The sequence below is a fragment of the Microbacterium sp. ER1 genome (genome assembly GCF_023383675.1).
Lineage (GTDB): Bacteria > Actinomycetota > Actinomycetes > Actinomycetales > Microbacteriaceae > Microbacterium.
In genome coordinates this window covers 33,315-55,489 of sequence record NZ_QCXO01000138.1, presented here as the reverse complement: position 1 = coordinate 55,489, position 22,175 = coordinate 33,315, and the positions used below count along the sequence as shown (strand labels likewise).

Below are 22,175 nucleotides of genomic sequence, written 5' to 3'. Positions count from 1 at the left end.
TCGCCCTCACCTCGGCTGGTCCGCGACGCGATACGCGTCGCGGACCAGCCATTTCTCGTCCGCCCACACCAGTACGACGATCATCGCCCCCGCGCCTGAGCCCTCTCGACCCGCGGACGACGACACCAGCTCCAGCACGGCGATGTCTCCGTAGCGATCCACCAGCACGGGGTCCTCACCGCCGATGAGCTCTGCCGCGACCGCCCTGATCGCCGGCGCTCCCCCCGCGATCGCCGTCGCGCACACCGGATCCTCTCGCGACTCGCACTCCGCGATCCGCGTCATCACGTCCGGCAGGGCGGCCAGCGGATCATCGACCGCCGGTGGCGTGGCGCCCGCGGTGGGCGACGGCATCGGCGACCGCGCGGGTTCCCGCGAGGTCTCGTCCGCGGGATCCGACGTCGACGGACGCGCGGTCGTCGCCGTACCCGCATCGGGGCTTCCGGCCGCAGACCCCTCTCCTCCGCTGGGCCATAACGACCCGGCGACGAGCACAGCCGCCGCGCAGACTCCGGCGACGACGAAGATCCGCCCCCGGCGGGGCCGTGTGCTCCGCCGCTCCGTCCCTCGGGGCGCTTCGACCTCGCTCGGGCGGACGAGGGCGCGCGCTCGGCCGGCGAGGTGGTCGAGGAAGGCGCGAAGGGCGGCGGCGACCGTCGCTCGCTCGCGCACGCGGAGACGGTCCCGCGGCAGGCCGGTCTCCCGCAGCCGACTGCGCGTGGCGGAGTCGGCTCGGAGGCGCCGGAGCGCCGTGGCGGCGCCGACGGAGGCACCCACCTGATCCTCGGTCGCGGACTCCAGCGGCCGCGGCGCCGCGATCTCCAGCAGCTCCCGCTCCCCTTCTTCGAGCAGCCGTCGCGGTACACGGCGTTGCGCGGCAGCCGTGCGGAGATGCTCCCGGAGGCGATCGAGGACGCGGATCAGCGCCTTGTCCGTGCAGTCCGCGTGCAGGCGATCCAGGACTGCCAGGACCGCCGACGCCGCGTCCTGGCCCGCTCCCAGCACGAAGACAGGACGGCCGCGTTCGGTGAGCCACCAGGCCCCCGGCACCTCGGCGGCCGGCATCGGCCCCAGCTCGCTCAGCCCGCGCAGCATGCTCACGACGACCGTGCTGATCTCCCCCGAGGACAGCCCTCCCCGCGCTCGACCGGCCCGCTCCAGGAAGACGTGCAGAGTCTCCGTGCACCACGGAAGCAGCACGTCGTGTCCGCGCGCGCGACGGACGACGTCGAGAGGGGCGGCGACGTGCTGCGACCCCGCGTACCGCCACCCCGCCCATCCGGTGAGGCCCTCCGCATCGCGGCGCACGACCGGACCATCCGGCGAGGCGACGAGAGCGCCCTCCAGGGGTCCCTCCCCAGGATCCAGGAGCCGGATCGTGCGATGAGCCTGCGGCAGTACGGCCTGGTCGAAGGGCGGATTCTCACGCTCATCTGTCATGCGACCCATCCCAACCGATCGCCACGGTCCCGTCCGCGCATTCATCCGCTCCGGGACGGGATCCGGAACCGGGCCGGACTGTGCAGGAGAGATCAGGCGCCGTCCTCTCCGCTGCACGCGAACGGCGGCATCGCAAGGCTCTCGGACTCGGTAGGCTGGTCTCCATGGCAAAGCGTGCTCCCGAACCCGAGAAGCGTCCTGGGTTCTTCTCCCAGATCAAGTCCCTCTTCCGGTTCACGCGCGAGGCCTACCCCTGGCTCCCCTGGGCGCAGGCCGCGATCCTCATCGGCGGCGTGCTCCTCGGTCTCCTGGCCGGCTACCTGATCCCGCCGTTCCAGGTGTGGACCCTCGTCCTGTGGGCCATCACCGGCCTCATGCTCGGCGTCCTCGGCGCCCTCTTCCTCATGACCCGACTTTCGACCTCGGCCATGTACACGAAGATCGACGGCATGCCCGGTGCGACGGGTCACGTGCTCAGCACCAGCCTGGGTCGTCAGTGGCAGGCCTCCGAGACACCGGTGGGCATCAACCCGAAGACGCAGGAGGCCGTGTACCGGACGGTCGGCCGCGGCGGCATCGTCGTCGTCGGCGAGGGCGCCCGCGGACGCCTCACTCGACTGGTGAACGAGGAGCGCAGCCGGGCGCAGCGCGTCGCCCACGGCGTGCCGATCACGGTGCTCTACGTCGGACACGGCGAGGACGAGGTGCCGATCGCCGACCTCGCGAAGACCATCAAGAAGCTTCCGAAGGCCATCGACAAGGCCACCATGGCGGCCGTCATCCGCCGCATCGACTCGGTGTCGCAGTCGCTGTCGTCGCTTCCCATCCCGAAGGGCATCGACCCGACGAAGGTACGGGCGCAGCGTCCGCGCTGACCCGCTCCCCGGAACCGCGAAGCGCGGCCGTCCTCATCGAGGGCGGCCGCGCTTCTCTCATTCCGAGAGCGGCTGCTTGGGGAGGCGGCGCACCTTCGCCCGCCGGCGACGACGCTCGGGGATCATCGAGCGCATCTCATCGAGCTTGCCGAAGCAGAACAGGCGGTCGTCGGCCTCGAGGACCACGTGCTTGCGCGGGTTCGGGATGACGCTGACCCCGCGGTGCAGCGTGAGCACCGTGATGTCGCGTTCCCACAGGCCCGCCTCCCCCAGCGTCTTGCCGACGAGGTCCGCGGCGCCGTGGACCATGAGCTCGGCGACGCCGTACCCCGTGGAGACCGTGAGGCGCTGCCGCACGTCGATCTCCGGGAAGGCGACCTGACCGGCGATGTAGTCGATGATCGCGCCCGCGACGTCGAGCTTGGTCGCGGTCTCGATGCCCTGCAGGCCCGGGGAGGAGTTGACCTCCATCACCAGGGGTCCCTCGTCCCCCTCCAGCATGTCCACGCCGGCGACGCGGAGGCCCATGATCTGGGCCGACCGCACGGCGGCCCGCTCGTAGACCGGGTCGAGCTCGATCGCCTCGACCGAGCCGCCACGATGCACGTTGGAGCGGAACTCGTCTCCGGCCGCCGAGCGGCGCATGGCCGCGACCACGCGGTCCCCGACGACGAGCGCGCGGATGTCGCGCCCCCGGCTCTCGGCGATGAACTTCTGGATGAGCACGTTCTGCTTGGTGGAGTGGAGCGTCTCGATGATGGCCTCGGCCACCTTCACCTGAGGCGCGAGGATGACGCCGATGCCCTGGGTGCCCTCGAGCAGCTTGATCACCACGGGGGCGCCGCCGACGCGCTCGATCGCCGGTCGCACGTCGGCGCGGTTGCGCACGAAGGCCGTCGGAGGCATCGCGATGTTGTGCCGGGAGAGGATCTGGTTCGCCCGCAGCTTGTCGCGCGCGCTCGAGATGCCGTTCGCCGTGTTGGGGGTGTAGACGTCCATCTGCTCGAACTGCCGCACCACGGCGGTGCCGAAGTACGTGATCGAGTTGCCGATGCGGGGCAGGATCGCGTCGTAGTCGCTGAGCTGCCGGCCCCGGTAGTGCAGGTCGGGCTCATCGGAGGTGAGGTCGATCGCGAAGCGCAGCGTGTTGAGCACCTTCACGTTGTGGCCCCGCTGCAGTGCGGCCGCGCGGAGGCGTTGGGTGGAGTACGCCTGCGGCGCACGGGACAGCACTGCGATCTTCACGGGGGATTTCCTGCCAGGATGTATCAGGTGAGTAGGTCTACCCATTCAAACACCCTTACGGGGTGGCGCGAGTGGGTGAGCCTGCCCGATCTCGGCGTCGACTGGATCAAAGCCAAGATCGACACCGGCGCCCGCACCTCGTCCCTGCACGCGTTCGACATCCAGGAGTTCGAGCGCGACGGCGAGGCCTGGGTGCGTTTCCGCGTGAAGCCCTGGCAGGACAGCCAGGAGGACGCGGTCGTCGTGGAGTCCCCCATCCACGATCGCCGGGCCGTCCGGAGCTCGTCCGGGCACGCGCAGGAGCGTCTCGTCGTGCAGTTGATGATCCGGCTAGTCGACCGCGAGGTGATGGCCGAGGTCACGTTGAGCAACCGGGACGAGATGGGATTCCGCATGCTGATCGGCCGGGAAGCGCTGCGTCGCGGCTACGTCGTGGATCCGGCGCGTTCCTTCCTCGGCGGTCGCGCGCCCCGTGAGGCACGTCGGCGCAACCGCGGCCGCGCCTGAGCGTCAGGCGCGGATGAGGACCGTTCCCACGGCCTTGTCGTGCAGGCCACGCTGATCCGGATCCCACACCACGGCCGGGATCACGATCAGGAGCAGCAGCGTGCGCACGATCGGGCGCCACAGGCCGACCCATCCGCCGTCGAGACGGACGACGCGCATGCCGAGGATGCGGTGCCCGGGGCTGCCGCCCGCGGTCGGGATGAAGAGGATCTGCACCACGCCGAAGATGAGCAGCGTGGCGAACGGGTCGTACTGGAAGAACGCGACGGAGAGGATGACAGCTGCCGTCCAGTCGATCGCGAGGGCCCCGATCCGACGTCCAGGGCGACCGATGCTCCCCGGTCCGGACTCCGGGAGTCCGAGTCGCTCACCGGGGTACGTGTTCACAGCATCCGTCACCCCTCCAGCCTACCGAGGCTGTGGATGCCCTCTGATCCTGCTCACGCTGTAACACGGACGAAACAAAGCGGATACCGTGGAGAAATCCCCCGTCCGTACTGTGCAGAGTGGCCCCGAAGCCATCGATCCGCATCACAGGAGTCGTACATGTTCAAAGATTCGTCCGAGGTACTGGCCTACATCAAGGAGAACGACGTCAAATTCCTTGACATCCGTTTCACCGACCTCCCTGGTGTGCAGCAGCACTTCAACATCCCTGCGGCGACGGTCGACGAGGCCTTCTTCACGGACGGACAGCTGTTCGACGGCTCCTCCATCCGCGGCTTCGCCAGCATCCACGAGTCGGACATGCAGCTCATCCCGGATGTGACGACGGCGTACATCGACCCCTTCCGCGAGGCGAGCACCCTCGTGATGATCTTCGACATCTACAACCCGCGCACCGGCGAGATCTACTCGAAGGACCCGCGTCAGGTCGCGAAGAAGGCGGAGAAGTACCTCACCTCCACCGGCATCGCCGACACCGCGTTCTTCGCCCCCGAGGCCGAGTTCTACATCTTCGACGACGTGCGCTACTCCGTGACCGCCGGCGAGAGCTTCTACAAGGTCGACTCCGAGGAGGCCGCGTGGAACACCGGCCGCGAGGAGGAGGGCGGAAACCTCGCCAACAAGACCCCCTACAAGGGCGGCTACTTCCCCGTCAGCCCGGTCGACAAGACGGCCGACCTGCGCGACGACATCACCCTCAAGCTCATCGATGCGGGCTTCATCCTCGAGCGCTCCCACCACGAGGTGGGAACGGCCGGCCAGCAGGAGATCAACTACCGCTTCGACACCATGGTGCACGCGGCGGACGACATCCTGAAGTTCAAGTACATCGTCAAGAACACCGCCGAGGAGTGGGGCAAGGTCGCCACCTTCATGCCGAAGCCGCTGTACGGCGACAACGGCTCGGGTATGCACACCCACCAGTCGCTGTGGAACGACGGCAAGCCGCTGTTCTACGACGAGGCCGGCTACGGTCAGCTCAGCGACATCGCGCGGTGGTACATCGGCGGCATCCTGGCGCACGCGCCGGCACTGCTCGCCTTCACCAACCCGACGCTGAACAGCTACCACCGTCTGGTCAAGGGCTTCGAGGCTCCGGTCAACCTGGTCTACTCGGCCGGCAACCGCTCCGCCGCGATCCGCATCCCGATCACGGGCTCGAACCCGAAGGCCAAGCGCATCGAGTTCCGCGCCCCCGACGCCTCGGGCAACCCGTACCTCGCCTTCGCCGCGCAGCTCATGGCGGGCCTCGACGGCATCAAGAACCGCATCGAGCCGCACGAGCCCGTCGACAAGGACCTCTACGAGCTTCCGCCCGAGGAGGCCAAGAACATCCCGCAGGTGCCGAACTCCCTGCTGGACTCCCTCGAGGCGCTCCGCGCCGACCACCAGTTCCTCCTCGAGGGCGGCGTGTTCACCGAGGAGCTCATCGAGACCTGGATCTCCTACAAGTACGAGAACGAGATCCTGCCGATCGCTCAGCGCCCGCACCCGTTCGAGTACGAGCTGTACTTCGGCGTCTGAGCCGACCGCGGATCGCGAGAGAGCCCGTCCCCATCTGGGGGCGGGCTCTTTCGCCGTCCGGGGGCCGGGAGATGACGGCAGCCCTACCCCTCCGTACTCATTCGAGGTTATTTCATTCACGGATCCAGACATATCGCTGTCTTCTGACTCCGTCTTCGCCTATGCTCGATCCCGCAGCCGGGGGGCTCGCAGGAAGAGGGCGGCATGTCGCAGGACTATGAGGTCGACACGGACGTGTTGCGGACGATGGCGGCGAAGACGCGGCGCATCGTCGCAGACATCGGGGCGACCGACCTCACCCCGCCGACGAGCGCCGGCCACGAGTGGGTGGTCGCAGCCTCTGAGCGGTTCGCCGAAGCCTGGTCTGCGGGCCTCGCAGCCCGGGTGACGGACTCCGACGAGTTCACCGAGCGTTTGGCGACGACGGCCCGGGTCTTCGACGAGGGGACGGATGCCGCGAAGGCCGAGGTCGACGCGATGATCTGGGAAGAATGATGGAGCTCGGGCAGACCGGCTCCGCCACCGCCCTCATCCCCGGCTCCCCCGGCGAGGTCAGGGCGACGGCCGAGGCATGGAAGGCACACGGCGTGGCTGCGGCACGGGTGCACGACCAGCTCGCGACGCTCGACGATGAGGGCACCTGGACGGGCGAGGCCTACGACGCCTACCTGACGCGCTTCGATCGTCAGCTGTTGCATTGGTCGAACGCCGGCGACGGGCTCCGCGAGGGCGCTCACGCCCTGTTCACCTGGGCGGATGCGCTGGAGTGGGCGCAGGAGGAAGCCGCGCGCGCCATCACCCTGTGGGACGAGGCCGAGCAGCAGGCCGCCACGGCACTGGCCGCGCACCGCGCATACGTCCGTGAGCTTCGGGTCGGGCAGGGCCTACGGCACCCGTAGGTGAAGGTGCCGTTCGTCGACCCGTCCGGTCCGGCGCATGAGCAGGCCAGAGAGGTACTGTTCAACGCCCGGGCGACACTGGAGGTCTTCGCCCGGGACTGCGCAGTCCGCTTGGACCAGGCTGCAGAGGCCGCGCGCATGCCGCTCACCGAGGCTGAGGCCGCGACCGCAGCCCAGCATGCCGTCACCGAGGCGGTGTTCACCCTTGCTGTCGTGCAGCCGTTCCAGGCCACGATGGACATGCTCGCCGTCTCCGCGCAGACGCTCTGGGAGCACCCGGACATCATCCTCGAACTCCTCGGCGGGGCTGCGACCTTCATCGGAGGCGCCGCACTCGCTGTCGGCGGCGCAGGCCTGACGGTGACCGGCGTCGGTGCCCTCGCCGGCGCTCCCGCCATCGCCGCAGCAGGCATCGGCGTCGCCGGCGTCGGTGCAGGACTCATCGGCGATGCAACCGGGCGGTCGTTCCGCGAAACCGACCGAGCCTCCGACTCCCGCAAGGGTGTCGATCGCGGGGATGGGCGCGACACCGGTGGGCGCTATGCGAATGGCCAGGAGATCAGGCCCTGGGTCGACAAGGAGAAAGTCGGACTCGACGAGTATGCCTCTGAGGCAGGGGTCGACGTGATTCGAAGGAAAGTTCACGTCACCTATGAGGGCGCCCCGCAAGCGAGCCGCTCGTACGACGGGTTGGTCAAGAATAATGACGGGTCGAACACCTATACCGGAATCGAGGTCAAGTCCGGCTCGGCTATCGATGAGTATGGCAGGGCATCGAGCACCCAGCGCCAGTTCGACGATGCCGTAAACGCAGGTACGCCCGCGCGCGGCAAACTAGACGGTGATGACATCATCATCACGCGAGTAGAGAGCAGGGATGTCCCATGAGAGCGCCATTTACGCATGGCGAAGAAACACCCAGCGGGCAGCGCGGCTGGATCACGGACAGCTTCCGCCCCATTCCCGCGCATCTGAGGCTCATGCTGGGCCACCTGGACGGCGAGCGAAAGCTGACCTACATAATCTGGCCCGGATCCGATCCCTCCAGCACCGTGGGCTTCCGCGAGCCTGCCGGGGATACCTTCATGCAGGCGGCAGGCTCTGCCGACGCAATGACGGTGGAGGTGAAACTGCCTGGACCTGACGGTGAGAGCCACTTGTATACGGTCGGGCGTGCCGAGCCCGTCGACGGGACGACGACGCTGATCCCGATCAGTCAGACCCGTGCGGTGCGCGTGTTCTCGAACGAGGTGTTCACAGCAGACGAAGCCGCGGTCATCTTCTACACGTACTACCTCACCGACGCCGTCGCTCAGCCGTACGTCCTCCGCGAGCTCGACCTCAGCCAGGAGCTGTCGGAGGAACGATGAGAGTCGCGGTCCGCCACGACGCCATTAGCGACACGGTCGCGCGTCTCGCTCTCACCGTCCGGCGATTCGAAGACGCGCTCGATGGCCTCGACGCGGAGGCCACCCTGCTGCGATCCTCATGGTCCGGTGAGGCCCATGCCGCATACGACCGCGCCCACCACGACTGGGACACCGCCATCCGCGGCATGAAGGCCGCCCTCGCCGAAGCCAATCGACGACTCATCACCGCCAACGCCATCTCCATGGAGACCGCCAGCACCGCCGCCCGCCTCTGGAAGTGACGCTCATACGGTTCGGGATGGAACCCCCGCCCGCGCCAAACCGGACGGCGAAGACATCGTCGTCACACGAGTAGAAACGCAGGTTGTGCCTTGACGTTCAAGCCCACCCACGCCTCGGCCTCTCCCTCGGGACTCTACGGATTCGTCACGGACGCGTACCGTCCCATCCCTGACGAGCTCTGCTTCATGTTGGGACGCCTCGACGGGGAAACGAAGTTCACGTGCAGCATCTGGCGAGCCGAGAACCCTGAGAAGGGATTCGTCACGCCGGAAGACCTGACCGGCTCCTTCATCCAGGCGGCGGGATCAGCCGATGGCATTACTGTCGAAGTCCGACTTCTTGGACCTGACGGCAAGAGCCACCTCTATACGATCGGGCGCCCTGAGCCCGTCGACGGGACGACGACGCTGATCCCGATCAGTCAGACCCGTGCGGTGCGTGTATTCCCGAACGAGGTGTTCACAGCAGACGAAGCCGCGGTCATCTTCTACACGTACTACCTCACCGACACCGTCGCTCAGCCGTACGTCCTCCGCGAGCTCGACCTCAGCCAAGAGCTGTCGGAGCAACGATGAGAGTCTTGGAGACCGCCAGCACGCCGCCCGCCTCTGGCGGTAACGGCGCTCCGGGCAGGGCCCGCGTCAGCGCTCCTCGGCGACGATCTCGGCCTTGAACCCCGCGGAGTTCTCCAGCCATCCGGCGTAGTGATCCGGCCCACCGGCGTGCGGGTAGCGCTCCGCGTACAGCGGCCGCCAGCCGTGCTCGGGTGCCGCCGCGATGATCGCGTCCACTCGGCTCGGCGGGCCCGCAGCGAAGGCGAGATGGTTCACGCCCGGGGCGCGACGATCGTGTTCACTGCCGCTGAGATTCGGGGATGTCGTGAGGGTGACATACGCGCCACCCGCCTCCCAGGACTCGCCCTCGGGCCACGCGCTGGCGCGGACGAAACCCACCGCACCGAGCAGCCACCCCCACTCAGCTCGCGCCGACACGAGGTCGGCGACCCAGACCTCCACGTGGTGAATCCCTGCCATTCGACCAGTCTCTCAGCTCCCCGTGGACCCGCCGTTGCAGGTGTCGGCCTCCACGTCAACCCCAACGCAGTGTTTTCTCTGCGCGGATACGGTGAAGACATCGTCGGGATACCCGGTCCCGCCAGTGGAGGACGCCGTGATCACCCAGGAAGCCACGCCGACCGCCGCGCTTCTGGACGGCCGCTATCGTCTGGCGGAGGCCGTCGGCATGGGCGGGATGGCGACCGTGTACCGCGCGGAGGACATCGCGCTCGAACGCACCGTCGCGGTGAAGATGTTCCGCGAATCCGACGATGCCATCGTGTCCGTGGAGCGGGTGCATTCGGAGAAGGCGCTCCTCGCGGGTCTCAACCACCCGGGCCTGGTCACGCTCCTCGACGCGCACCTCGAGCCCGGACGACCGAAATACCTCGTGATGGAGTACGTGCCCGGACCGACGCTGAGCAAGCGCATGGCCCGCGCGACGGTCACTCCGCGCGAGATCGCCACGATCGGTGCGGACATCGCCTCCGCCCTCCACGCCGTGCACAGCGCCGGCATCGTGCATCGCGACATCAAGCCCTCGAACGTCCTGCTCACCCCACCTCTCGACACGAACGGCCGCTGGAGCGCGAAGCTGGCCGACTTCGGGATCGCCTGCGCCATCGACATGTCCCGCGTCACCACTCCCGGCATCGTCCTCGGGACGCTGACCTACATGGCGCCCGAGCAGCTGCGGAACGGCGATATCCGTCCCGCGGTCGACATCTACGCGCTCGGTCTCGTCCTGTTGGAGGCCCTCACCGGCAAGCCCGGCTTCGCCCCCACCCTCAGCGTCGAATCCGCCCTCGCCCGTCTCCACATCGCGCCGGAGATCCCGGCGGAACTGGGTTCGGAGTGGGCCGCACTGCTCAGCGCGATGACGGCGATCGACCCCGACGCACGACCGCACGCTCTGGAGGTCGAGAGCGAACTGCGCCGGCTGATCGATCTCCCCGGCACCGAAGAGGTGGCAACAGACGTCACCGTGCCGCTTCCCGCGCCGACCGCAAGCATCCTCCCCCGGACGCGCGCCGAGGCTCGCGCCCGCCGTCGCGCCGCCTCGGCGCACCCCGCGGCGTCCCCGGCACGGCGTACGCGCCGTCGTCGCGAGTCTCTCCTCATCGCCGCGGTGGTCGTGCTCGGCGCGGTGACCACCGGCTCCGCGGCACTGCTCGGACACGGCGAGCAGGCTCTCGCCAGCTCGGGCGCCGTCTCCGATGGCGCGTCGAGGATCGTCGAGGGCGTCGAGGACCTCGTGCCGGTCGAGCCGGCTCCCGCGGACACCCTCGTCGACTCGGAGCCGACAGAGACCGTCGCCGTCGAGCCGGTGGCCGCGACCCCGGTGGCACCGACCGCATCGGTCACCGAGTCGGTCGCCGAGGAGAGCCTGCCCGAGAACGCCGCACCGCAGGCGCAGGAGAACCGAGGCAAGAGCCCCGGCCGCGACGGCAACAACGGCAAGGGCAAAAGCGCCGGCAACAGCGGCAAGGGCAACAGCAGCCACTGATCCGACGCTCCCGACGCCCGCCGAGCCGGCGGGTGTCGCTGAGCAGCGCGCGGGACCGGGTGGAGGATGATCGAGTGTCGAGTATCGACAGAGGGAGGGACCATGCGTCGCAAGAAGTTGATCGCACCGCCGGATCAGGCACCCAGCGTGTCCGCGCAGCGACGGTCGCCGTCGAGCGTGGTCGCTGGCGCCAGGGCGAACCCGTTCATGTTCGGTCTCCTCGGTGCCCTCGGGGTTCTCGTCGCGCTCATGATCGGCGGCATCGTCGGCCAGCTCGCCACCGTGCTGGTCTACATCGGCGTCGCGCTCTTCCTGGCGCTCGGCCTCGATCCGATCGTGCGGTTCATCGAGCGCAAGCTCCCCCGTCCGGCGGCGGTCGCCGTAGTCGTGATCGGGGTTCTCCTCGCCTTCGCCGGGATCATCCTCGCCATCGTCCCCACCCTCGCGGAGCAGATCGGGAACCTGATCAAAGACGGTCCGAAGATGATCGAGGACTTCACGAACAGCGCCTGGTTCCAGGACGTCAGCGGACAGTTCGGCGGCACGATCAAGGACGCCGTCGACGGCGTGGTCGGCTTCGTGCAGAACCCGGACAACTTCCTCGACATCGGCGGCGGTGTCTTCGCCGTCGGCGCCGGAATCGCCGGCGGCCTGACGGGCATCACGATCGTGGTCATCCTCACGCTCTACTTCATGGCGTCGCTGCGCAGCATGAAGCGGGTGGCTGCCCGGTTCGTCCCGGCGTACCAGCGCGACACGTTCAGCGAGCTCCTGGAGGACGTCTCCAGTGCCGTCGGGCGCTACGTCATCGGTCAGGCGAGCCTCGCGCTCACCAACGGCATCCTGAGCCTCATCTTCCTGACCATCATCGGAGCGCCGGTGCCGGCGCTGCTCGCACTGATCGCCTTTATCGGCTCGATGATCCCGCTCGTCGGAACCCTCTCGGCGTCGATCATCATCTCGCTCATCTGCCTGTTCGTCTCCCCGACGACCGCGCTGATCGCGATCATCTACTACCTGATCTACATGCAGATCGAGGCGTACGTGCTCTCTCCGCGGATCATGAACAAGGCCGTCGACGTCCCGGGCGCACTGGTCGTCATCGCCGCAGTGGCCGGTGGCGCGCTCGGCGGGATCCTGGGTGCGCTCGTCGCGATCCCGGTGGCCGCGAGCATCATCATCATCGTGCAGAAGGTCGTCTTCCCCAACCAGGACAGGAAGAAGACGCCGCCCGCGGTGACCGTCGCCTGATCAGCGGACGAGGACGGCGCCCGGCTGCACGCGCACGGTGAAGGCGTCGATCTCGCCGACCTCCTCGCCGTCGATCTCGAACATCTGCGGCGTGGCGAGCTGCACGCGGATCCGCTCCGCCGACACGTGGGTGGTGGAGTCCGTGCTGACCGCCTGATCGACGTTCCCGATCATGCGACGGATGCCGTTGTCCCAGACGACCGAGCGGACGGTGTCGAGCCACTGCAGCGCGCCGTCGGAGCTGATGAGCAGCATGTCGAGGAGGCCGTCGTCGAGGACGGCGTCCGGAAGCAGGCGGATGCCGCCCTGGAGCATGCCGCAGTTGCCGACGAGCAGCGTGTGCCCGCGCACCTCCTCCGGCTCGTGGTCGTCGAGCTGCAGCGTGATGTCCGTCATCTCGGTGCCGGCCAGTGCGCGCCCCATCGCCTCGACGTAGGCGAGCCAGCCGGCGCGATCCTTGAGGTCGTCGTTGGTCTCCACGAGCATCTGCGCGTCGACCCCGAAGCCGACCATGACGGAGAAGGCATGCTCCTCGCCGTCGAACTCCACCCAGCCGAGGTCGATGCGGTGGGGCTCCGAGTCGCGGATGTGCTCGAGCGCCGGCAGCACGCCCTCCAGCGGCACACCGAGGTTGCGCGCGAGCAGATTGCCCGTGCCCTGCGGCACGATCCCGAGAGCGACATCGGTGCCGACCAGAGCTTCCGCGACGGCGCGGATCGTGCCGTCGCCGCCGACCGCGATGACGAGAGCGCAGCCCTCCTCCACGGCCTTCGCCGCGACGCCGCGCCCGGGGTCGTCCGGGGTGGTCTCCCCCCAGCGCACATCGGCTTCCTCGCCGAACGCGAGGGTCACCGCTTCCCCGAGGACATCCCGGTCGGACTTCGTCGGGTTCCAGATCACGCCGATGCGAGGAGAGGTCATACGCTCACTCTGAGCGACGGAGGGCGATCGTGCAACTCGACCGGCCGTCTAGCCGTAGAAGAGCTGCTCGAAGGTCCGCCGGGCGCGCCGCGTGACCGCCAGGTAGTCCTCCTCGAGTGGTGTCGCCGACCGGGGCGGATAGCCCAGCAGACGGGCCAGGGCATCCAGCTGACGGCGGTCGGCAGGCAGGACGTCGCTCGTCTGCCCCGTGAGCAGGGTGATGCCCGAACGGAGACGGCTCGACAGCAGCCAGGCCGCCCGCAGGCGCTCGGCGTCGTCCTCCTCGACGAGCCCGGCTGCGACCGCGGCGTCGAGCGCGTGCAGCGTGGACGTGGTGCGGAGACCCGGGACGTCGATCGCGTGCTGAAGCTGGAGGAGCTGCACGAGCCACTCCACGTCGCTGAGAGTCCCCGGCCCGAGCTTGAGGTGACGACGCGGGTCCGTGCCCTGCGGCAGGCGCTCCCCCTCGACGCGGGCCTTGATCCGCTTGATCTCCCTGAGGCCCTGGAGGTCGACCGCCTCCGGGTACCGGATGCTGTCCGCGAGCTCCATGAACCGCCCGATGAGCTTCGTGCTCCCGGCGACACCACGCGCCCGCAGCAGCGCCTGGGCCTCCCACGACAGCGACCAGCGGCGGTAGTAGGCCGCGTAGGCGTCGAGCGACCGCACGATCGGACCGTTGCGCCCCTCGGGGCGCAGCCCCGCGTCGAGGTCGAGAGGGAGGCGATGATCGGTGAGGTGTTCACGGAGTCCCGCCACGATCCTCGTCGCGAGCTTCTCCGCTCGGCCCGGGTCGACGCCGTTCGCGTCGTACACGTACAGGACGTCGGCATCGGAGCCGAAGCCGAGCTCGGCACCGCCGAACCTCCCCATGCCGATGACCGCGAAGTCGAGCGCCGCGTCCTCGGGAGGCACGACCTCGCGGAGGACGGCGCGGAGGCCCGCCTGGATCGTCGCGTCCGTGATGTCGGTGAGCGCGGTGGCCACCTCCTCGATGGTGACGACGTCGAGGACGGCCGCCATCGCCGTGCGCAGGAGCTCGCGACGCCGCAGGGCCCGGACGGCCCGCAACGCGTCGGCGACCGTCTCATGGCGCGTCTGGATCGCTCGGGCCTCGTCGTCGAGCGCCTGCGCGCTCCGCGGACGCAGTCGCTCGGCGCTGTCCAGCCACGCCACCGACTCCGGGATCCACTCCAGCAGCTCGCCGATGTACCGCGAGGACGACAGCAGTCGGGTGAGGCTCTCCGCCGCGCCGGAGGAGTCCCGCAGCATGCGCAGGAACCACGAGGTATCCCCCAGCCGCTCGCTGATGCGGCGGAACGCGAGGAGGCCGTAGTCGGGGTCGCTGCCGTCCGCGAACCAGCGCACCATGACGGGCATGAGGTGCCGCTGGATCGTCGCCTTGCGGCTGAGTCCGCGTGTCAGCGCGCCGATGTGGCGCAGCGCTCCCGCCGGGTCGCGGAACCCGATCGCGGCGAGCCGGTCGTGAGCCTGCTCCGCGGAGAGGGTGCGCTCCTCCTCGGGCAGTCCGGCCACGGCGCTCAGCAGCGGCCGGTAGAAGAGGCGGGTGTGGATGTCGCGCACCTCGCGGCGGACGCTCTCCCAGCGCGCCCAGACGCCCTCCCCCGTCTCAGCCAGCTTCGTGCTGCGCGCCAGGATGCGCAGGCCGGCCGGCGTCTTGGGCATGAGGTGGGTGCGGCTGAGGTCGCGCAACTGCAGACGGTGCTCCATGAGCCGCAGCACCCGATAGTCGTCCGCGAAGGTGCCCGCATCCGCCCGGCCGATGTAGCCGCCGGCGACCAGGGCGTCCAGGCTCTCCAGCGTGCCACGCGTGCGCAGCGACTCGTCGGTGAGACCGTGTACGAGCTGCAGGAGCTGCACCGTGAACTCGATGTCGCGCAGCCCGCCCGCGCCGAGCTTGAGCTGGTACGGGGCGTCCTCCGGGTCGATGTGCTCCATGACCCGCTCGCGCATGCGCTGGACGCTCTCGACGAACTCCTCCCTGGCGGCACTCGACCACACGCGCGGCTGCACCGCGTCGATGTAGGCAGCGCCCAGGTCGGGGTCGCCGGCCAGCGGACGAGCCTTCAGCAGAGCCTGGAACTCCCAGCTCTTCGCCCACCGGTCGTAGTACGCGACGTGCGACGCGAGGGAGCGCACGAGGGCGCCCTGCTTGCCCTCCGGGCGCAGCGCCGCGTCGACCTCCCAGAGCGGCGGCTCGACCTCGATGGCGCTGAGGTTGCGCATGGTGTCCCTGGCCAGGCGCGTGGCGATGTCGATCGCCTGCGGCTCGGAAAGCGCCTCTTCATCCGCCGTGCCGCCGACGAAGATGACGTCGACGTCGCTGACGTAGTTGAGCTCCCTCGCGCCGGCCTTCCCCATGCCGATCACGGCCAGCTGAGTGGCAGCGACGGCGTCCCGACCGGCGGACGGCGCCTGGTGGGTGCGGGCGATCGCGAGCGAGGCCTCGAGGGCGGCGCCGGCGAGATCCGCGAGGGAAGCGGCGACCGCGGCGACGACCTCTTCGGGGCGCGAGTGACCGAGATCGAAGGCGGCGATCTCCGCGAGGTTCCGCCGATACGCGACGCGGAGCGCCACGACCGTCCCGTCGTCCGCCGCGTCGGCGAACCCGTCCTCCGCCCCGACGGCGGCGAGGAGGCGATCGCGCCACACGTCCGCCGTGGGGAGCACGTCGATCGGTGCGGCCAGCACGTCCAGCTCGTCGGGATGCCGCAGGAAGAACTCCGCCAGTCCTACAGAGGCACCGAAGACGCGCCAGACGCGCCGGCGCGTCTCCTCGTCGTCCGCGAGCGCCCGCAGCGGGGCAGGGTCTCGTCGAGCGACCCGCAGCATCCCGCGAACCGCCGCATCCGGGTCCGCCGCGACGGCCGCCTCGAGCAGCATCGCGCGCGGCACGCCGAGCAGGCTCTCGAGCTCCGCCAGCGACGCCGCGGCCTCGCTCAGCTCAGCGAACCCGAGCCGGGCGAGGGCCGAGAGCGAGACGGAGGCGTCGGGGCGAGCCATGCCGCGCTCAGAGGAGCTCGAGGTTGTTCTTCAGCTCCAGCGGCGTGACCTGGCCGCGGTACGCCTCCCACTCCTTGCGCTTGTTGAGCAGCACGTAGTTGAACACCTGCTCCCCCAGCGTCTCCGCGACGAGCTCGGAGGCCTCCATGTACTCCAGGGCGTGGTCGAGGCTGGCGGGCAGGGCGGAGTAGCCCAGCGCCCGGCGCTCGGCGTCGCTCAGCGCCCAGACGTTGTCCTCCGCCTCCGGCGGAAGCTCGTACTCCTCCTCGATGCCCTTGAGACCGGCGGCGAGCATGAGCGCGTACGCGAGATACGGGTTCGCCGCGGAATCGAGCGCGCGGTACTCGACGCGCGAGGACTGCCCCTTGTTCGGCTTGTACATCGGGACGCGGACGAGAGCGGACCGGTTGTTGTGCCCCCACGTGATGAAGCTCGGGGCCTCGTCGCCGCCCCAGAGCCTCTTGTACGAGTTGACGAACTGATTCGTCACGGCGGAGATCTCGTTGGCGTGCTTGAGCAGGCCCGCGATGAAGTGACGGCCCGTCTTGGAGAGCTGGTACTTCGCACCCTCCTCGTAGAACGCGTTCTGATCGCCCTCGAACAGCGACATGTGCGTGTGCATGCCGCTGCCGGGCTGGCCGCTGAGCGGCTTCGGCATGAACGTGGCGTACACGCCCTGCTCGATCGCGACCTCCTTGATGACCGTGCGGAAGGTCATCACGTTGTCTGCGGTGGTGAGGGCGTCGGCGTAGCGGAGGTCGATCTCGTTCTGGCCGGGGCCGCCCTCGTGATGGCTGAACTCCACGGAGATGCCGAGGTCCTCCAGCATGCGGACCGAACGGCGACGGAAGTCGTGCGCCGTGCCCCCGGGGACGTTGTCGAAGTAGCCGGCGGAGTCGACGGGGACGGGCCCCTCAGGACCGAACGACGACGACTTGAGCAGGTAGAACTCGATCTCCGGGTGCGTGTAGAACGTGAAGCCCGCATCGGCGGCCTTCGCGAGCGTCCGCTTCAGCACGTGACGGGGATCGGCCACCGCGGGCTGTCCGTCGGGCGTGGTGAGGTCGCAGAACATGCGCGCGGTCGGGTCGATCTCCCCGCGCCACGGCAGCGTCTGGAAGGTCGTCGGGTCGGGCTGGGCGAGCAGATCGGACTCGTACGTGCGGGTCAGCCCCTCGATCGCGGAGCCGTCGAACCCGATGCCCTCGGCGAAGGCGCCCTCGACCTCGGCCGGCGCGATGGCGACGGACTTGAGCGTGCCGATCACGTCGGTGAACCACAGGCGCACGAACTTGACGCCGCGCTCCTCGATCGTCCGGAGGACGAAGTCCCTCTGCTTGTCCATGGCTACTCTGCGCCCTGGCCCTTCTCCGCACCGAAGCCGCTGGACGGCTTCGCGTCCCAGCCCTGCTCCGCGGCTTCTTCCTCGGCCCAGGCACGCGACCGCTCCTTGAGCACCTCGGGGGCGCGACGCGCCTCGGCCTCGGTGTCGAACGGGCCGATGCGGTCGATGGACGGCGACAGCATGCCGAACTCGACCTCGCCCGTGACGGAGTTGTACCAGTACTTGTGATCGCCGTCGGTCATGGCTGCTCCTTCTTCCCGCGAGCGGTTGGGGTGATGTCATCGATCCTACTGGCGTGCACCGTGGTCGCTAAGCTATCGGCCATGGCAAAAGCGATCGGCGTCGACATCGGCGGCACGGGCATCAAAGCGGGAATCGTCGACCTCGAACACGGCACCATGGCCTCGGATCGGGTGCGCGTGCCCACTCCGGCCGGCGCGGCACCGGAAGACGTCCTCGTCGCGGTGCAGACGGTCCTGAAGACGCTCGACGTCCACGAGTCGACCCTGCCGCTCGGCGTGGCGTTCCCCGCGATCGTCAAGCGCGGCAAGACCCTGTCCGCGGCGAACGTCTCGAAGGAGTGGATCGACTTCGACGCCGAGCGCTTCTTCCGCGACGGCCTCGGCCGCAACATCGTCTTCGTGAACGACGCCGACGCCGCGGGCGTCGCGGAGGCCCGCCACGGAGCCGCCCGCGACGTGCTCGGCTTCACCCTCCTGACCACGCTCGGCACCGGGATCGGCTCCGCGTTCCTGTACGACGGCGTGCTGCTCCCGAACACGGAGCTCGGCCACCTGAACTTCCGCGAGTACGAGTCCGTCGAGACCTACGCGGCCACCTCGGCGCGCGAGCGCGAGGGCCTGAGCTGGGAGGAGTGGGCCGAGCGCCTGCAGGCGTTCTACTCCCACATCGAGTTCCTGTTCAGCCCCGACCTGTTCGTGGTCGGCGGCGGCGTGTCGAAGAACGCGGGCGACTTCCTGCCCCTGCTCGACCTCAAGACGCCGATCGTCCCGGCGATCCACCGCAACAACTCCGGCATCATCGGCGCGGCCTCGCTCGCCGGCGACTGACCCTTCGACAGGCTCAGGGACCCAGCGGGACGCTCAGGGCCCTTCGACAGGCTCAGGGACCCAAACGAGGGAAGGCCCCGATGACGGCAGTCATCGGGGCCTTCGGCGTTCGAGGCGAATGGGCCGACCTGTACGCCGGGTTCTGTTCCGGGGTTCTTCGCCCCTTCGACGGCCATCTCTCTCGGCGACACGTTGCCGTGCCGCTCCAGCGGTCTACCCGAGGACTCGGCGGGCCGCGTCATCATCCTCTGTCTGACCTTGCTCCGGGCGAGGTTTACCTGGCGGGCCGTGTCACCACGGCCCCCGGTGGTCTCTTACACCACCCTTTCACCCTTACCCCTCGCGGGGCGGTCTGCTCTCTGTGGCACTGTCTCGCGGATCACTCCGGGTGGGTGTTACCCACCGCCCTGCCCTGTGGAGCCCGGACGTTCCTCGGTGCGGTTGCCCGCCACGCGACCGTCCAGTCGACCCATTCGCCCCTCCAGTCTACGGGGCCTCACTTCTCGGCGGAGTCCGCGATGCGCAGGTCGAGCGGAACGTCGATCGGAAAGGTACCGAACAGGCGGGTGGTGGCGACGGCAGCGGCCTCGCGGACGGCGTCGGCCGCGGCCTCCGCGTGCTCCTGCGGCGTATGCAGGATGACCTCGTCGTGCAGGAAGAACGCCAAGTGCGGCTCCCGGGCGAACGGCCCCGATGCCTCGGCCGCGCCGAAGACCTCGGGAAGCTGTGCCAGGCGGTGACGGATCTCGGCGAGCCAGATGAGCGACCACTCCGCCGCGGTGCCCTGGACGACGAAATTCCGGGTGAAGCGCCCCCACTCCCGTGCGCGGCGGCGGGCGAGGGCAACCACGGCGGCGTCAGCATCGGCGCCCGTGGCATCGGCCTGCAGTCGCATCCACTCCGTGGACGGACGCGGCGAGGAGCGACCGAGCCAGGTCGAGACGATGCCGCCGTCCTCCCCGACCCGCGCCGCGTCGTCGACGAGCGCCATGGCGCGGGGATAGACCTTCCGCAGCCGGGGAACGAGTCGCCCGCTGTCGCCGCTGGTGGCGCCGTACATCGCACCAAGCACCGCGTACTTCGCCTCCTCGCGGGTCGCGACGGCACCCGACGCGACGACCCCCGCGTAGAGATCGCCGCCGCGCGCCGCGGCCGCCATCGCCTCGTCGGCCGCCATGGCCGCGAGCATCCGCGGCTCGAGCTGGGCGACGTCCGCGACGACGAGAGCCCAGCCCGGATCCGCACGTACCGCGGGGCGGAGGTTGCGCGGCAGTTGCAGCGCGCCGCCGCCGGCCGATGCCCACCGTCCGGTCACGACGCCCCCGGGGATGTACACCGGGCGGAAGCGGCCGTCCTGCACCCATTCCGACAGCCAGGTCCAGCCGTTCGCGCTGAGCAGTCGAGACAGCTTCTTGTAGGCGAGGAGCGGCTCGATCACGGGGTGATCGTGCGCGGACAGCTCCCACTTGCTCGTGGACTCCACCGACACGCCCACGCGGTGCAGCGCCCGCAGCAGCTTCGGCTGGCTGTCCAGGTGCAGCGTGGGGTCGTCGAGCAGGGCCCGCACCTCGTCGCCGCGCTCCACCATCCGTCGGGGCAGCCCGCCCGCGGCCGGACGAGCCCCCAAGGTCTCGGTGAGGATCGCGTCGTGCACCCCGGCGTCCCACGGGAGCCCCGCGACGCGCATCTCCTCGGCGATCAGCCCGCCGGCCGACTCTGCGGCGCACAGCAGCGTCAGGCGTCCATCGGCCGCCTCCGCCATCACGGTCCGCTGCGCGCGGTACTGCTCGAGTGCCGCGGCGATCGCGTCCTCGCCGGACTCCTCGTCGAGGACATCGAACAGGGAGGGGGTCGTGTCGACCGGGTCGCGGCGCTCCCATGCCGCGGCGGGTGCCAGCGGCGTGGACACCATGGCCGTGTCGCGCAGGATCGCGTGACAGAGGACGAGGTCGTGGCTGCGCGTGATCCTGACGCCTTCGCTCAGGAGCAGCGCGTAGATCTCGGCCGCGCTGCGGATGATCCACCGCGGGGCGTCGGCGGCTTCGACCGCGGCCACCCATCCCGCGAGTTCCGCCGCGGGCAGGAGCGTGCGCTGCTGCTCCTCGTCGTGCTCGTCCAGCTCGATCGCGGCGTACTCCCCCGCACCGAGGCCGACCAGCGCGAGGCGTCGCTCCGGGCCCGACGCCGGCGCCGTCACGGGCGGTGCAGGCCGGATGCGCTCATGACGAGAGTCCCGACTCCTCGGTGCGCACGAGGATGCAGCCGCACTCGGGGCAGGAGACGACCTCGTCCTCGGGCGCGCGACGGATCTCGTTGAGATCGGTGCCGGGCAGCATCATGCGGCAGCCTTCGCAGGTTCCGCGGGTGAGGAGCGCGGCTCCGGCGCTGTTCGCGGCGCGGCGATCGTACTCCGCGAGAAGCGGCGCGGGAACGGTGGCGGCGACCGCCTCCCGGTCGCGGGCGAGCTGGGCGCCGAGCTCAGTCGCCGCGGCGACGTCGGCCTTGCCCTGCGCGGTGAGGGCACTCCCCTCCGCGGTCGTCGCGTCCAGCAGCGCCTGCTGGGCGGCCACGGCGGCGTCGGCTTCCTCGACTCGGCCCATGACGTCGAGCTCCGCGTCCTCCAGGTCGCTCAGACGCTTGGCGAGGCTGGCGAGCTCGTGCTCCAGAGCCTGCGCCTCCTTCGGGTTGGTTGCCGCCGCGAGGCGCTGGGCGTCGCGGTCGCGCCGCTGCTCGGCCAGCGCGACGTCCGACTCCAGCCGCGAGAGCTCGGTGCGGGCGTCGTCCCTGGCGCCGGTCAGGACCGTGAGCTCGCGGAGCTGCTCCTGACGGATGGCGACGAGCTCGGCGATCCGGCCCGCCTGGCTCGGCTGCGTGCGGGCGCGCTCCGCCTGCGCGATGCGCCGGTCGAGGTCCGCGATGTCGAGCAGGGTGCGCTGGTTCTCCGGGGTGGCGTTCACGCTCTCAAATCTACTCGCTGCCGGGCCGAGGGCCGCATCACCGGATGTCGCCGTCCACGTAGAACCACGTCCGGTTCTCACGGACGAAGCGACTGCGCTCGTGCAGCGATCCGCGCGTGCCGCCCTGCCGCCAGAACGCCTCGAACTCGACCACGCCCTCCGTGTCGAACGGGCCGCCCGCCACGCGGTCCACGATCAGCAGACGCCGCCACTCCAGGTCCGCCTCGAAGGTGATCGTCTCCGGTCGCGTCTCCGGGTGCCAGGTGCGGAGCAGGTACGCCCCGTCCTCCCGCACGAAAGCGGTGTACCGGGAGCGCATCAGCCGCTCGGCGGTCGGGGCAGGAGCGCCGTCGAGGAGGGGGCCGCAGCACGCGGCGACGGTGTCCCCCGAAGCGCAGGGGCAGCGGGTGGGCTCCGTCATGAGAGCGCGACGATCAGGGTCATGCCTGCCAGCAT

The 22,175-nt window shown here is 69.6% G+C and carries 23 protein-coding genes and 1 other RNA gene; 12 read left to right on the top strand and 12 right to left on the bottom strand.

Annotation, left to right across the window (positions count from 1 at the left end; all coding sequences use genetic code 11):
* Window positions 1–6: 6 nt before the first annotated feature.
* The gene (locus BV453_RS13565) at window positions 7–1,440 is read right to left on the bottom strand and encodes a hypothetical protein (RefSeq protein WP_249521834.1); all 1,434 of its coding nucleotides are present in this window, start codon (window positions 1,438–1,440) and stop codon (window positions 7–9) included.
* A 164-nt stretch (window positions 1,441–1,604) separates the two neighbouring features.
* Between BV453_RS13565 and BV453_RS13560 the strand changes: the two genes are divergently transcribed.
* Window positions 1,605–2,315 carry a DUF4191 family protein gene (locus BV453_RS13560; RefSeq protein ID WP_025103588.1) on the top strand — a complete coding sequence of 237 codons (711 nt, stop codon included), beginning with the start codon at window positions 1,605–1,607 and terminating at the stop codon, window positions 2,313–2,315.
* 57 nt (window positions 2,316–2,372) lie between these two features.
* Here BV453_RS13560 and BV453_RS13555 read toward each other — a convergent pair whose 3' ends face one another.
* Window positions 2,373–3,560 (bottom strand): RimK family alpha-L-glutamate ligase, encoded by a 1,188-nt coding sequence (locus BV453_RS13555; RefSeq protein ID WP_025103589.1) that lies wholly within the window; start codon window positions 3,558–3,560, stop codon window positions 2,373–2,375.
* Between the two features lie 18 nt (window positions 3,561–3,578).
* Here BV453_RS13555 and BV453_RS13550 point away from each other — a divergent pair, with 18 nt between their 5' ends.
* Window positions 3,579–4,067 (top strand): ATP-dependent zinc protease, encoded by a 489-nt coding sequence (locus tag BV453_RS13550; protein ID WP_036292426.1) that lies wholly within the window; start codon window positions 3,579–3,581, stop codon window positions 4,065–4,067.
* Window positions 4,068–4,070: 3 nt separating this feature from the next.
* On the opposite strand, the gene BV453_RS13545 is transcribed toward BV453_RS13550, so the two are convergent.
* Window positions 4,071–4,466: an RDD family protein gene (locus tag BV453_RS13545; protein WP_025103591.1), complete on the bottom strand. Its 396-nt coding sequence runs from the start codon at window positions 4,464–4,466 to the stop codon at window positions 4,071–4,073.
* 147 nt (window positions 4,467–4,613) lie between these two features.
* Here BV453_RS13545 and glnA (BV453_RS13540) point away from each other — a divergent pair, with 147 nt between their 5' ends.
* The 7 genes from glnA (BV453_RS13540) (at window position 4,614) to BV453_RS13510 (ending at window position 9,164) form a co-directional block, all read left to right on the top strand.
* Window positions 4,614–6,038: a type I glutamate--ammonia ligase gene (gene glnA / locus BV453_RS13540; protein WP_025103592.1), complete on the top strand. Its 1,425-nt coding sequence runs from the start codon at window positions 4,614–4,616 to the stop codon at window positions 6,036–6,038.
* A 204-nt stretch (window positions 6,039–6,242) separates the two neighbouring features.
* Window positions 6,243–6,533, top strand: coding sequence for a hypothetical protein (locus tag BV453_RS13535; protein ID WP_085607639.1), 291 nt, complete (start codon window positions 6,243–6,245; stop codon window positions 6,531–6,533).
* Window positions 6,530–6,937 carry a putative T7SS-secreted protein gene (locus BV453_RS13530; RefSeq protein WP_249521833.1) on the top strand — a complete coding sequence of 136 codons (408 nt, stop codon included), beginning with the start codon at window positions 6,530–6,532 and terminating at the stop codon, window positions 6,935–6,937. The genes BV453_RS13535 and BV453_RS13530 overlap by 4 nt, the downstream gene beginning before the upstream one ends.
* A complete protein-coding gene (locus tag BV453_RS13525; RefSeq protein WP_249521832.1) occupies window positions 6,938–7,825 on the top strand; it encodes a hypothetical protein in 888 nt (295 codons plus the stop codon).
* The gene (locus BV453_RS13520) at window positions 7,822–8,307 is read left to right on the top strand and encodes a hypothetical protein (RefSeq protein ID WP_249521831.1); all 486 of its coding nucleotides are present in this window, start codon (window positions 7,822–7,824) and stop codon (window positions 8,305–8,307) included. The genes BV453_RS13525 and BV453_RS13520 overlap by 4 nt, the downstream gene beginning before the upstream one ends.
* Complete coding sequence (locus BV453_RS13515; RefSeq protein ID WP_025103596.1) at window positions 8,304–8,588, top strand: WXG100 family type VII secretion target; 285 nt, start codon at window positions 8,304–8,306, stop codon at window positions 8,586–8,588. Before BV453_RS13520 ends, BV453_RS13515 begins: the two co-directional genes overlap by 4 nt.
* A gap of 90 nt (window positions 8,589–8,678) precedes the next feature.
* Window positions 8,679–9,164 (top strand): hypothetical protein, encoded by a 486-nt coding sequence (locus BV453_RS13510; protein ID WP_126893106.1) that lies wholly within the window; start codon window positions 8,679–8,681, stop codon window positions 9,162–9,164.
* 66 nt (window positions 9,165–9,230) lie between these two features.
* Here BV453_RS13510 and BV453_RS13505 read toward each other — a convergent pair whose 3' ends face one another.
* Window positions 9,231–9,623: a VOC family protein gene (locus tag BV453_RS13505; RefSeq protein ID WP_249521830.1), complete on the bottom strand. Its 393-nt coding sequence runs from the start codon at window positions 9,621–9,623 to the stop codon at window positions 9,231–9,233.
* A gap of 136 nt (window positions 9,624–9,759) precedes the next feature.
* On the opposite strand from BV453_RS13505, the gene BV453_RS13500 reads away from it, so the two are divergent.
* Together BV453_RS13500 and BV453_RS13495 are read left to right on the top strand one after the other, a co-directional pair.
* Entirely contained in the window at window positions 9,760–11,151 is a 1,392-nt protein-coding gene (locus BV453_RS13500; RefSeq protein ID WP_249521829.1) for a serine/threonine-protein kinase, read from the top strand.
* 102 nt (window positions 11,152–11,253) lie between these two features.
* Window positions 11,254–12,402 carry an AI-2E family transporter gene (locus BV453_RS13495; RefSeq protein WP_249521828.1) on the top strand — a complete coding sequence of 383 codons (1,149 nt, stop codon included), beginning with the start codon at window positions 11,254–11,256 and terminating at the stop codon, window positions 12,400–12,402.
* Here BV453_RS13495 and BV453_RS13490 read toward each other — a convergent pair whose 3' ends face one another.
* The 4 genes from BV453_RS13490 to BV453_RS13475 are packed head-to-tail and all read right to left on the bottom strand — an operon-like array spanning window position 12,403 to window position 17,934.
* A complete protein-coding gene (locus BV453_RS13490; RefSeq protein ID WP_025103601.1) occupies window positions 12,403–13,323 on the bottom strand; it encodes a diacylglycerol kinase family protein in 921 nt (306 codons plus the stop codon). It abuts the gene before it with no gap.
* A 48-nt stretch (window positions 13,324–13,371) separates the two neighbouring features.
* Window positions 13,372–16,347, bottom strand: coding sequence for a bifunctional [glutamine synthetase] adenylyltransferase/[glutamine synthetase]-adenylyl-L-tyrosine phosphorylase (locus BV453_RS13485; protein WP_249521827.1), 2,976 nt, complete (start codon window positions 16,345–16,347; stop codon window positions 13,372–13,374).
* 7 nt (window positions 16,348–16,354) lie between these two features.
* A complete protein-coding gene (gene glnA, locus BV453_RS13480; protein ID WP_025103603.1) occupies window positions 16,355–17,692 on the bottom strand; it encodes a type I glutamate--ammonia ligase in 1,338 nt (445 codons plus the stop codon).
* Between the two features lie 2 nt (window positions 17,693–17,694).
* Window positions 17,695–17,934: a hypothetical protein gene (locus tag BV453_RS13475; protein ID WP_025103604.1), complete on the bottom strand. Its 240-nt coding sequence runs from the start codon at window positions 17,932–17,934 to the stop codon at window positions 17,695–17,697.
* 81 nt (window positions 17,935–18,015) lie between these two features.
* Between BV453_RS13475 and ppgK the strand changes: the two genes are divergently transcribed.
* Entirely contained in the window at window positions 18,016–18,762 is a 747-nt protein-coding gene (gene ppgK / locus BV453_RS13470) for a polyphosphate--glucose phosphotransferase (protein WP_025103605.1), read from the top strand.
* A 115-nt stretch (window positions 18,763–18,877) separates the two neighbouring features.
* Here ppgK and rnpB read toward each other — a convergent pair.
* The 4 genes from rnpB to BV453_RS13450 form a co-directional block, all read right to left on the bottom strand.
* Window positions 18,878–19,234: RNase P RNA component class A (rnpB, locus tag BV453_RS13465), an RNA gene on the bottom strand.
* A gap of 24 nt (window positions 19,235–19,258) precedes the next feature.
* A complete protein-coding gene (locus BV453_RS13460) occupies window positions 19,259–20,959 on the bottom strand; it encodes a bifunctional 3'-5' exonuclease/DNA polymerase (RefSeq protein ID WP_249521826.1) in 1,701 nt (566 codons plus the stop codon).
* 22 nt (window positions 20,960–20,981) lie between these two features.
* Window positions 20,982–21,719 carry a zinc ribbon domain-containing protein gene (locus tag BV453_RS13455; protein WP_136052457.1) on the bottom strand — a complete coding sequence of 246 codons (738 nt, stop codon included), beginning with the start codon at window positions 21,717–21,719 and terminating at the stop codon, window positions 20,982–20,984.
* A gap of 37 nt (window positions 21,720–21,756) precedes the next feature.
* Window positions 21,757–22,140: a YchJ family protein gene (locus tag BV453_RS13450; protein WP_249521825.1), complete on the bottom strand. Its 384-nt coding sequence runs from the start codon at window positions 22,138–22,140 to the stop codon at window positions 21,757–21,759.
* Window positions 22,141–22,175: the final 35 nt, after the last annotated feature.

Bases quoted from the DNA above. Each gene is read 5' to 3' on its own strand.
- BV453_RS13565 (WP_249521834.1), bottom strand. From the start codon at position 1,440: ATGACAGATGAGCGTGAGAATCCGCCCTTCGACCAGGCCGTACTGCCG.
- BV453_RS13560 (WP_025103588.1), top strand. From the start codon at position 1,605: ATGGCAAAGCGTGCTCCCGAACCCGAGAAGCGTCCTGGGTTCTTCTCC.
- BV453_RS13550 (WP_036292426.1), top strand. From the start codon at position 3,579: ATGTATCAGGTGAGTAGGTCTACCCATTCAAACACCCTTACGGGGTGG.
- glnA (WP_025103592.1), top strand. From the start codon at position 4,614: ATGTTCAAAGATTCGTCCGAGGTACTGGCCTACATCAAGGAGAACGAC.
- BV453_RS13535 (WP_085607639.1), top strand. From the start codon at position 6,243: ATGTCGCAGGACTATGAGGTCGACACGGACGTGTTGCGGACGATGGCG.
- BV453_RS13530 (WP_249521833.1), top strand. From the start codon at position 6,530: ATGATGGAGCTCGGGCAGACCGGCTCCGCCACCGCCCTCATCCCCGGC.
- BV453_RS13520 (WP_249521831.1), top strand. From the start codon at position 7,822: ATGAGAGCGCCATTTACGCATGGCGAAGAAACACCCAGCGGGCAGCGC.
- BV453_RS13515 (WP_025103596.1), top strand. From the start codon at position 8,304: ATGAGAGTCGCGGTCCGCCACGACGCCATTAGCGACACGGTCGCGCGT.
- BV453_RS13505 (WP_249521830.1), bottom strand. From the start codon at position 9,623: ATGGCAGGGATTCACCACGTGGAGGTCTGGGTCGCCGACCTCGTGTCG.
- BV453_RS13495 (WP_249521828.1), top strand. From the start codon at position 11,254: ATGCGTCGCAAGAAGTTGATCGCACCGCCGGATCAGGCACCCAGCGTG.
- BV453_RS13490 (WP_025103601.1), bottom strand. From the start codon at position 13,323: ATGACCTCTCCTCGCATCGGCGTGATCTGGAACCCGACGAAGTCCGAC.
- BV453_RS13485 (WP_249521827.1), bottom strand. From the start codon at position 16,347: ATGGCTCGCCCCGACGCCTCCGTCTCGCTCTCGGCCCTCGCCCGGCTC.
- glnA (WP_025103603.1), bottom strand. From the start codon at position 17,692: ATGGACAAGCAGAGGGACTTCGTCCTCCGGACGATCGAGGAGCGCGGC.
- BV453_RS13475 (WP_025103604.1), bottom strand. From the start codon at position 17,934: ATGACCGACGGCGATCACAAGTACTGGTACAACTCCGTCACGGGCGAG.
- ppgK (WP_025103605.1), top strand. From the start codon at position 18,016: ATGGCAAAAGCGATCGGCGTCGACATCGGCGGCACGGGCATCAAAGCG.
- BV453_RS13450 (WP_249521825.1), bottom strand. From the start codon at position 22,140: ATGACGGAGCCCACCCGCTGCCCCTGCGCTTCGGGGGACACCGTCGCC.